Below are 10,156 nucleotides of genomic sequence, written 5' to 3'. Positions count from 1 at the left end.
AACTTGAACACATCATTCATTAGATTATCCTTTTTGCTTAATGGGGTCCACATGTTCCATCCCGTCCTCTTCCTATTTATTACTAGACAGTATGGACACTTTCTCTATTAAACAGACATCTAACATTCACTTTAGCGAAGAAGCTTCATTATTTTGTGGATACCTACATTTCATTCTTGATATATTCAGCGAATTTGCAAATATTCTCTTCATTTCTTCGGTAATAGGTCCACTGTCCAAATCGCCTGGATTCCAAAAGCCCAGCCTTCTTCATGAGCGTTAAGTAACTGGAAATAACAGATTGTGCTAATCCTGTTTTTTCCTGAATGCTACCTACACAAATCCCTCCTTTAAAGTTAGCATCCGTTGGTAAAAACAATTGCGGTCCGAAATTTTCATCTGAATTTTTTAACCAATCCAAAATTTGCAGGCGTGTATCATTCGACAAAGCTTTAAAAATCATTAGAGTATCCATAAACCTCATTATATCTCTTGTTTTAGATATGTAAATATCTATTTCAATAATATAGCATCGACTGTTGTGTGTTGTGCCATTCTTTCATACACTCCACTTGAACATAAAAATAGCCGTGATGCGTTAAGCACCACGGCTGGCTATTTCTTTTAGCATTCCGTCGATTCGTAAGGCTCGTCACGACTTATATTCGCAAGTGGCTTCCCCTTCCGGTAGCATAAGATCTAGCTGAAACCGGAACGTGGCTCCTCTGGCCTCGTCACTATCCACACCAATGGAGCCGCCCATCAGACTGACCAGGTTTTTGCAGATGGATAGCCCCAGACCTGTGCCTCCATATTTTCGATTCAGTGCCGGATGGAGCTGGGAAAAAGGCTGAAACAATAAATGCTGGCGATCTGCGGGAATACCGATGCCGGTATCGGTTACACTGAACTCAATCAAGCATTTCTTTTTACGGCTGCTGTAAGCCTTGCTCTCGGCAAAGATGTTTACACGCCCTCGCTCCGTAAATTTGATTGCATTGCTCACCAAATTCACCAGCACCTGCCGGATACGCACATGGTCACCGACAAGGACCCCCGGCAATTCCTGATCCACGTGCCACTCCAGCTCAATGTCTTTTTCCATAGCCTGCTTGAGAAATAGGTCCGCCACATTGCCCATCATATCCTCAAGTTCAAAAGGCTCGTGCAGCAACGCCATTTTTCCAGCCTCAATTTTGCTCAAATCCAGTATTTCATTCAATATCTGCATTAAAGCACTGCTGCTATTGGTAATAATATCGATATAACTCCGCTGTTCCTCATCCAATTCAGTGTCTGCGAGCAACCCGGCCATCCCGATAATTCCGTTCATCGGTGTACGAAGCTCATGACTCATCACAGAAAGAAATTCTGACTTGGCCCGGTCGGCCCGCTCGGCGGATTCCTTGGCCCGGATGATTTCCTTCTCATTCGTCATATCCACAAAAACCATTACGGCCCCTTTACGCTCTCCATTATCCATCAGGGGACTGATCCGGTAAGAGACGAGGAAGCTGGACCCGTCTTTTTTCCAAAATACGGCTTCCTCAGCCTGATAAGAAGCGCCACTGCGGATCGCCTGAAGAATGGATGGCTGCTCATCCGGGTAATGGCTGCTTATCTCATCGACATGGCGGATCATGTCCGTACGTGTCCCGCTCAGTGAATTTTCGGCCCCCACTCCAAACATGGAAGCCGCAGCCGGATTCATAAAACGGACATGCCCCTCCGTGCTCAAGCCCACAATGCCTTCAGATACCGCGTTCAGAATGAGTGAATGCTCGTTGCTGAGCTTTTCGATTTGGGCGATGTAGCTTTTGAGCGGGGTGACATTTTCAACGATGCCATAGCAGCCGACAATTTGCTCATGCACAAAAATCGGGATATTGGTTACCTTGATAAACAGGCGCTCCCCATCCTTATGTATGAACTCTGATTCATAGGTTTGCGTTTCTCCCTGTTTGGCCAGCTCCATATGATGCCTAATCTTGTCCTGTTCCTCGGAAGAAGCCATCGCAATAACTCCAGCCCCGAGCAGTTCCTTCCTCGTATAACCGGTAAGCTCCTCCAGACTGGGATTTACACTCAGGATTTGACCTTCCATATTCATGGCGCATATGCCGAGCGGGTTATGCTGGAACAGGGATTTATAACGGTTCTCGCTTTCACGAAGACGCTGCTCCATCTTTTGGTGTTCCGTGACATCCTGTATCATACCGACAATTTGAATCGGCTGTCCTCGCTCGTCCATTTCCGCTTCCCAGGTCGAACGCAGCACTTTCTGTTCACCATTAGGCAGTACAATCCGATAAAAGGTTTCTTGATGAATCCCTTTTAAAATGACGTTCGTAATGATTTCGATCATTCGCTCTTTATCCTCTGGATGAATAGCATCCAGAAAAGAATCAATACTGGTCTCGACCGGCTTTACGCTAAAGCCGAAAATGCTGCGGAATTCCTTGGAAAAATGCAAAACGTCGTTAACCAAATCCCAGTCCCATGAGCCAAACATCGCCAGTCGCTGGGCTTTTGCAAGATTATCCTCACTCTTCTGGCGCTCCGTGATGTTGCGACCAATAGACAGAACCCGCTTGATCTGACCTTCCTCATCCCGAATAATGCGGTATGACACTTCCAGCCACAAATAATGTCCGTCCTTGTGACGCACACGCCGCTTCATAATACCTGTATCCTGGAAGATTCCATGTACGCGCATATAATCGACATCTTCTGCATGATAAAATTCGAGCCGTTTTTTGCCGAGCATTTCCTGCCTGGTGTAACCAAGAAGCTTCTCTACCGAAGGAGAAACATATTGAAGGTTGCCGTCCGGCGTGCTGAACGAGATCACATCTGGCGTATTTTCTGTAATCAGCATGTACAAGTCCTCATTGTCCGAGAGTACCTGCTGCATGTCTTTTTTCTCTGTGATGTCCATCGCGTAGGCAATCAGATACGTTTGACCCGTAGCCGGGTCATCAAATATCGTTAATTCCAGCGATAACCAGACGGATGTCCCCCGCTGATGTCTTAAACGAAGCTCTGCCTTGTACACTTGATCCGTAGCTTTCAGCCAGCCCGTATAGGCGTCCCGCAACGCTTGTCGATCTTTGTCTCCTTTATACAACAAATGATAATATCGGGTTTTCAGCAGTTCCTCCTGCTTGTATCCGACCATGTGGCAAAGGGCGGGATTGACGTACAGACATTTTCCGTCCCTCGAAAAAATGGCTATCCCTGTCGGGGCATGATTGTACATGTGTTCCAGCAAAGGCAGTCGTTGAGCAGCAGAAAACACAATAAATCTCCTCCTTTGTGGTTTATGAGGACGCGCCTACATGCATACACAAAATTGCCGATGCAGAGTCATCGGCAATCTTTTGAATTATTTTTTATACCACCCGACTCAGAAAATGACGCAAAAACCGCTCTGCATCCACTTCAAGTGCCACATCAATACTAGTCTGTGAATGAGCTTGATCCTTGCCCGGTACTTCACGGGTGCGACCAACCTCGGCAGAATCCCCCACCTCGACGACAATGTGCATCGGTCGCGTCTCCACAAAACTGGAATCAATCGCCAGCCCTACAGCCAACGGATCATGCAAAGCACAGCCCGCGATACCGGGTCTGAAATTACGATAGGCTTCCATATAGAAGTCCGTCATATCTGCCATAAACCTCCCCAGTTCGGTCCCTTGCTCACGCCATTTGTCCACCTCATGCTGAGGAAGCAGCGTCTGCATAGTCACGTCCAGCCCAACCAGCGTAAGCGGGAAACCCGCTCCCAACACATTAGCTGCGGCTTCAGGATCGGCATATATATTCGCTTCAGCGGTCGGGGTTACGTTGCCTTTTACCGTGACTGCGCCGCCCATAATGATCAGACGGTCAAGTAATTGCGGCAGTTCGGGACAGCGATCCAGTGCAATCGCAAGGTTCGTCAGTGGTCCCACCGCAACAAGGGTAAGCTTGCCTTCATAGTGACGAGCCTGTTCGATGATAAAATCAGCAGCATCACCAGATGTAGCCTGTCGGGAAGGCGAGCCCTGCAACTGGTTGCCAATCCCGTCCTCGCCGTGGATATGCCGGGAATACGGTTTGAACAGTTCACGGGCATACGGCTTTTGTGCGCCGGATACGACCGGAGCTTCTGCACCGAGCTTTTCCAACAAGATCAGCGAGTTGCGTGTCGCTTCTTCAACCGCGATGTTGCCAAAGGTAGTTGTGATGCCAAGTAGCTCCAATTCCGGCGAATGGACCGCGTACGCAATGGCAAGCGCATCGTCAATGCCAGTATCTACATCTAAAATTAACTTTTTGCTCATGATGATCCTCCACAGTAGAACAGCATTCTTTTTTTTCATTATACTCAATTTAAATGAATATTCCCTCCCTTTTCTCAGTAGAGGGAAACATGGAGCTTCTGTAATCTTCCATAAAATGAAGAAAGCTACGGCAGATTTTGCCGTAGCTTATCATTCAACGTTGCTAAATTATTCAAGCGCATTCTATCCTGTTTAAGGCTCGATTCCCCACACCAGCTTATCGTTATGGAACAACGATACTTTATTCCATTCTGTATAAGAGGTTTTGGTTGGATCGAAGGAGTAGTCATTGGATTCGTCCAGGTTAGACCAGTCGCTGTTGTTGATGCGGATCTGAATATCACCTGTTTGCGCTCCAGCAGCAAGCGTGCCGGCAGCAGCATTGAAACCAATTTCAATATACTTGTCTGTGAATGTACGCGATACGTTATCATTACCTACTTGCGCATAGTCTACTGCGGATTGCAGCTCCTGGCTGCCATCTTTCGTGAAATAATACCGGACTTTCAGCTCACTCAGCTTCACGGGTGTTGTACCTTTATTTTTCAGATTTAAGAAAGGCTTGACTGCGTTATTAGCTGGATCGGTGTCCCCGGCCCGATACATTACAACCAGATCACCCGCTGGTTCTGTAGGATCTGTAGGGTCCGTTGGATCTGTCGGTGTACCTTTTGGCTCAGCGCTTACCGCAGTGGAATCCTTGCTTGTTCCTTTCGTATTCGTAGCACTTACAACATAGAAATAAGTTGTTCCGTTGGTCAGCCCCTTATCTGTGTACTCTTTCTCAGTAACAAGAGGCGCAACGGCTGTAAAAGGACCTGCTTCGCTGGTTGCACGTTTTACCGTGTAGCTGTCGGCCCCAGTGGACGCATTCCAGGTCAGCTTCACTTCCGCATTACCCGCTGTCGCCTTTAAGCCCGCTGGTACTGCCGGAGCGGCTGGTGTAGGAGTTGTTCCGCCACCGGATGAAGGGACAATCGCTGGATATGCATTTTGCACAAGCATAACAAACTGATCATGGAACCAAGCTCCTGAAATAGGTGCATTCGGTAAAGCATCTGTTAATGTGCCATCCTTGGTTGTATAGGTAGGATCACAGTATCGGTCAAAGCCTTTACCCTCATCGTTCGGAATGAGCGAGCTGGAACCATCGGAATCACCCGGAGGTTTCGCCCATACATAAGCATCGACATGGGAAGCTGGAGCTGTTTGCGGCGGCGTACCCATACCTGCTCCGCTGTTATTACACCAGTTACCACGATGCGAGCGTTTGTCTACACGGCCTGAGTTCACATAGGAGTTAATATCACTGCCGACAGCGGCAGTCGGACGGTTAGGTCCTCCCCATCCGTTACGACCCGTATCAATTAACATACCGAGTGAGCTCGGCCAGCCTGCACTCACAAAGTCTCTATGCAATGCCTCTGCGAAATCAGATTCATCGAAATTAGGATTCCATTCGTAGTATTTGGAAGATTTGATCGGCTGTCCGCCGATATTCAGGTTTGGATCAGACAGATTAGGTTCTGTCAGCGGTGAAGTATTGGCTGTATTCGTGATAAAGCCATCCACACTGGACAGTCCTTTGCTCGTGTCTCTGAAAACATTCGTGAACAACGATACGGTTGCTGTGCGATTGTTATCCCAACCCAGCCAGCCGGAGTGACCGATATCTACATATTTGTAGACATTAGGAATCTCGTTCAGCTTATTAATTGTATACTTGATGCCGGCTTCATAAATTCCTGTAGATTTAGCTTCCGCGCATTTGGGGTCATTCAGATTGGTCACGAGGTTTGGCAAACTGTCTGGTTCAATGATCGCTACGATGCGAATATCCTTATATTTGGGATTGGCAAAAATAGCAGCAATTTTATCGACATAATCCTTTTTGTACGTTTCCAGACCCGCTTGGGTCAGCGGCAGCTCACCGTTGGAGGCCAAGGCATGGCAATCCCGTCCGGGCAGATCATAAACAATGAACTCAGCAGTAATCGGTGTGCTGCCTTTCTTTTGCGCCAATACTTGATCCAAATGCGCTTCCAGGCCAAGCTTGCCTCCACCGCCGTTAATGGCAGCGATGCGATCAAGCCATACGGCTGTCGGGAATGTTTTGACAGTTTGCATTTTAGCTTTCAGATTGGCATCAGTAATCTTGGCAATCGATGTGTCGACACTAGCCGCATAATCAGGACTAACGTATTTTGTCGCCCCTTGATAAGGATTGTCCACATGGGACTCTGCATGTATTTTATCCGTAAATCCTGCACCTGGTAGAAAGCTGCTTGCGACGAGTGATAGCGCAAAAGCATACTTCATGCCTTTACGAAGCACTTGCTTGGTTTTCAATTGCTTCACCTATCTTTCCGTAAATTTTGTTGAATCTTCCTATGTCGGCACCTGATCGTTACATCATTAAATGTGTGATACGCTCTTTTTTTCCAAAAATCGGCGTTCATAGATGCAAAAAAGGTAAGCGCTTTCTATTTTATCCTGCGCTTCTATCTTGCTCTTTAATTCACCTCCTATGTTAGATTATAGAGAGCTGGAAATCCGCTGTAAATTGAATAAATCAAGAATTAAATTATTAGTTAGGCTATAAATTGCCACTCTGCCGGTCTTTTTTACCGCTATATTTCCCAGGAACCGGTTCCCTTGTTTAAAGGAATATCCGCCCTGTGGCAAGCCCTTTGGGCGAATTGGGGCATCGACATGGGAGAAGAGATTTGTAATAACAAGGCTGTATTCTTTAATTTCCGTCGACCCGAATCGACAACCATAAACCTGAAGGTATGAAATGTGAGGGGCGGCTATGCCTAGCGCTCATATCAAAAAAGGGCATTTCCAGGCCATCACGGCACTGAAAATACCTTTTCTACCACTACGACTATTGAAAAATGCTCTGGGCGTTTAGGCTTCGCTAGTTTGCACCTTTTCACGGTCCTTGCCTTTGTCCGACTCACCAGCATTTTTGTTCGCGGCATCCCGGTCCAACTGCATTTCCTCGACCGTCTTGACCTTGATCCGCGCCGCTCCCTCGTAATCGCGAGTCGGGATCAGGTTGCCAGCAGACAGACGTTCGCGCGCCTCGACAATCGCTGCTCCATATTGCGGCAACCATGCCTCCTGCGCTACCAGCATTTCATCGACCATTTGCCAGATTTCCTTAGGATTACATACTGCACCCACCAGCGGATCCATCATGAACGCCTGCCGCAACAGCTTGTCGTCTCCATGCACGGCAGCTTCAACTGCCAAACGCTGCACGGAAATGCTGACATTGCAGACAGCCGCAGGGCCGAGCGGCAGTTCACCCACATGAGGCATGGAGATACCATTCCGATCCACATATCCAGGCGCTTCAATAATCGCATCGTCCGGCAAATTGGAAATCACACCATTATTAACGACATTAAAATGCCCCCGGTATACACGTCCTGTTTCCAGTCCTTCAATAATGTAAGAGCCATGCTCTTCACCGCGTTTCTCTGCCTTGTACTCCAGTGGATCTTCCTTCATCCAGTTTGGAAAATCCGTTTCAAACCAGTTACGTCCTTCCGTACATACACGCAGATAGCCTCCCGTTTCTCCATTGATCCAGCTTCCCAGATCAATCCAGTCGAGAATTTCATCCGGACGCTTCCGATACCAGGGAACATACTCGCTTAGATGGCCGTTCGATTCAGTGCTGTAATAGCCAAAACGGCGAAGCATGTCGATGCGTACCTTTTCGGTGCGGCTAAATTCAGGGTGTTTTTCAAAAGCCTCCAGCAGTCCGGCTGTCAGATCCTTGCCTTCATGTGAAGCCTGAATGTACCACGTCTGGTGATTGATTCCGGCACACACAATGTCCACATCCTGCTTCTCCAAGCCGTATACTTCGGCAATTTGGTGATGTCCATGCTGTACACCGTGACACAGCCCAATCGTACGTACGCCGCTGTACTTGTTGCAGGCCCAAGTGATCATCGCCATCGGATTCGAGTAGTTCAGCAGCAGCACATCCGGTGCGCTTAGCTCGCGGATATCCTTGCAGATGTCCAGCATTTCAGCAATACCACGCTGCCCATACATAATACCTCCTGCACACAGTGTATCGCCCACGCATTGATCCACGCCATATTTCAGCGGAATATCCACATCGGTTGCAAAGCCCTCCAGCCCGCCAACCCGGATCGTACAAATCACATATTTGGCATCCTTTAGAGCTTTCTTTCGGTCCGTAGAGGACTGTATTTGTATGGATAAACTATTCTCACGAATATCCCGCTGGCACAGCTCAGTAACCATATCCAGATTGTGCTGACTGATATCCGTAAAAGCCACTTCAATATCATTAAATTCCGGCACCGATAACAGATCACGCAAAATTCCACGGGTAAAACCGATGCTTCCTGCTCCAATAAAAGCTACTTTAAATGACACGGCATTCAACCTCCGGTAATTAGAATTGGTATATACCGTCATTGTAGCAATAGGCCTGTGGAAAGCGTTATCAAAATCATGACCAGTTTCGTATTTAGGTGTCAAAAATCCTAACTTTCGTGTTAATCCCGTTTCTCTCTTTCTATCTAGTGTTTTTTCAGCTCAATATGTACTTTAAGTGCGGTAAATGTAGTAACATAAAAGAAAACATTGGAGAGCAAGGAGCAGCCTAAGATGAACAAAAAGATTATCTTTTTAGATATAGATGGAACGCTAGTGGATGATGATGGTATGATTCCCGAATCTGCAAAAACAGCATGTATCGAAGCGAGAAAGAACGGACATCTGATTTATTTATGCACTGGCCGATCCAAAGCGGAGATTTATGATTTTATCATGGAGGTCGGTTTTGACGGGATCATTGGAGCTGGCGGGGGCTTTGTAGAAATCGAAGGCGAGATGTTATATCACCACAAAGTATCGGATGAAGATGTTAGACATATGGTCGATTACTTTGATGAACATGATTTGGACTTTTATTTGGAGTCGAACGGGGGACTGTTTTCGAGTAAAAACTTTTTGCCCCATGTGGAACGGCTTATCTATGGAGATGTGGACAATGATCCCGTAGCCAGAGAAAAAAAAGAACAACGCCCGCATCCTTTTATCACTGGCCTAACTATAGGAGAGGACAACCTGTACCGTAGTGACGTGAACAAAGCATGCTTTTTGGAAAACAAAAATGTTCCTTTCGAACAGATCAAAAAGGAATTCGCAGGGAAATTTGAGGTTATTCAATGTACTGTATCTGCTTTCGGGCAAGACAGTGGTGAGCTAATGGTTCCCGGTATTCACAAAGCCGTAGCTATTGAAAAGCTTATTGAGCATTTGGGAAGATCCCAAGAAGACACCATTGCTATCGGAGACGGGATGAACGATGCTGAAATGATTGATTATTGTGCGCTAGGAATTGCCATGGGAAATGCCAAACCGGGCCTCAAAGCCATTGCAGATGACATTACGGATGCTGTGGATGAAGATGGACTGTTTCACAGCTTTAAAAAGCATGGTCTGATTTAGTGAGGTTATTTTTTTTATACTTAAGCCCCTGCAGCAGTTTCTGGACTTAAAAATGCCCTAATTCTACTGGTAGGGGCCTATCTCCAATGCTATCTTTCCACGGAATTCACTTAGTGCTTGCCCAGCTTCCATCTCCTCACTACTTGTAAGATGGGCAAACCATTCTTCAAATGTCTGTTGTTGCTTACCATTCAAGATTTCTACTTTGGTCATGTACCTTGATTACAATATGGAATTCCTCCTCAATAACCGCGCTTATGCTGACGATAGCTGCGTGCGGTTGTTTTGTTGCTGTATAATGAGTTGAGTCTGTAAATATTTCC

The 10,156-nt window shown here is 46.8% G+C and carries 7 protein-coding genes; 1 reads left to right on the top strand and 6 read right to left on the bottom strand.

Going from position 1 to position 10,156, the window contains the following annotated elements:
- Positions 1-163: 163 nt before the first annotated feature.
- The 5 genes from E0698_RS24140 to E0698_RS24120 form a co-directional block, all read right to left on the bottom strand.
- The gene (locus E0698_RS24140) at positions 164-475 is read right to left on the bottom strand and encodes an ArsR/SmtB family transcription factor (RefSeq protein ID WP_149096077.1); all 312 of its coding nucleotides are present in this window, start codon (positions 473-475) and stop codon (positions 164-166) included.
- 177 nt (positions 476-652) lie between these two features.
- Positions 653-3,298: a PAS domain S-box protein gene (locus E0698_RS24135; protein ID WP_337916448.1), complete on the bottom strand. Its 2,646-nt coding sequence runs from the start codon at positions 3,296-3,298 to the stop codon at positions 653-655.
- Between the two features lie 94 nt (positions 3,299-3,392).
- Positions 3,393-4,328: a nucleoside hydrolase gene (locus tag E0698_RS24130; protein WP_192513164.1), complete on the bottom strand. Its 936-nt coding sequence runs from the start codon at positions 4,326-4,328 to the stop codon at positions 3,393-3,395.
- A 192-nt stretch (positions 4,329-4,520) separates the two neighbouring features.
- Complete coding sequence (locus E0698_RS24125; RefSeq protein WP_192513163.1) at positions 4,521-6,686, bottom strand: glycoside hydrolase family 6 protein; 2,166 nt, start codon at positions 6,684-6,686, stop codon at positions 4,521-4,523.
- 552 nt (positions 6,687-7,238) lie between these two features.
- Positions 7,239-8,753, bottom strand: coding sequence for an alpha-glucosidase/alpha-galactosidase (locus E0698_RS24120; protein WP_134910975.1), 1,515 nt, complete (start codon positions 8,751-8,753; stop codon positions 7,239-7,241).
- A 234-nt stretch (positions 8,754-8,987) separates the two neighbouring features.
- On the opposite strand from E0698_RS24120, the gene E0698_RS24115 reads away from it, so the two are divergent.
- Positions 8,988-9,833, top strand: coding sequence for a Cof-type HAD-IIB family hydrolase (locus tag E0698_RS24115; protein WP_192513162.1), 846 nt, complete (start codon positions 8,988-8,990; stop codon positions 9,831-9,833).
- Positions 9,834-9,896: 63 nt separating this feature from the next.
- Here the strand turns inward: E0698_RS24115 and E0698_RS24110 are convergent, their stop codons facing one another.
- The gene (locus E0698_RS24110; protein ID WP_192513161.1) at positions 9,897-10,046 is read right to left on the bottom strand and encodes a hypothetical protein; all 150 of its coding nucleotides are present in this window, start codon (positions 10,044-10,046) and stop codon (positions 9,897-9,899) included.
- Positions 10,047-10,156 lie beyond the last annotated feature (110 nt).

The sequence above is a fragment of the Paenibacillus sp. 23TSA30-6 genome (genome assembly GCF_014858585.1).
GTDB lineage: Bacteria > Bacillota > Bacilli > Paenibacillales > Paenibacillaceae > Paenibacillus.
The sequence above is the reverse complement of the archived record's forward strand: the minus strand, read 5'-3'. Positions and strand labels throughout refer to the sequence as shown.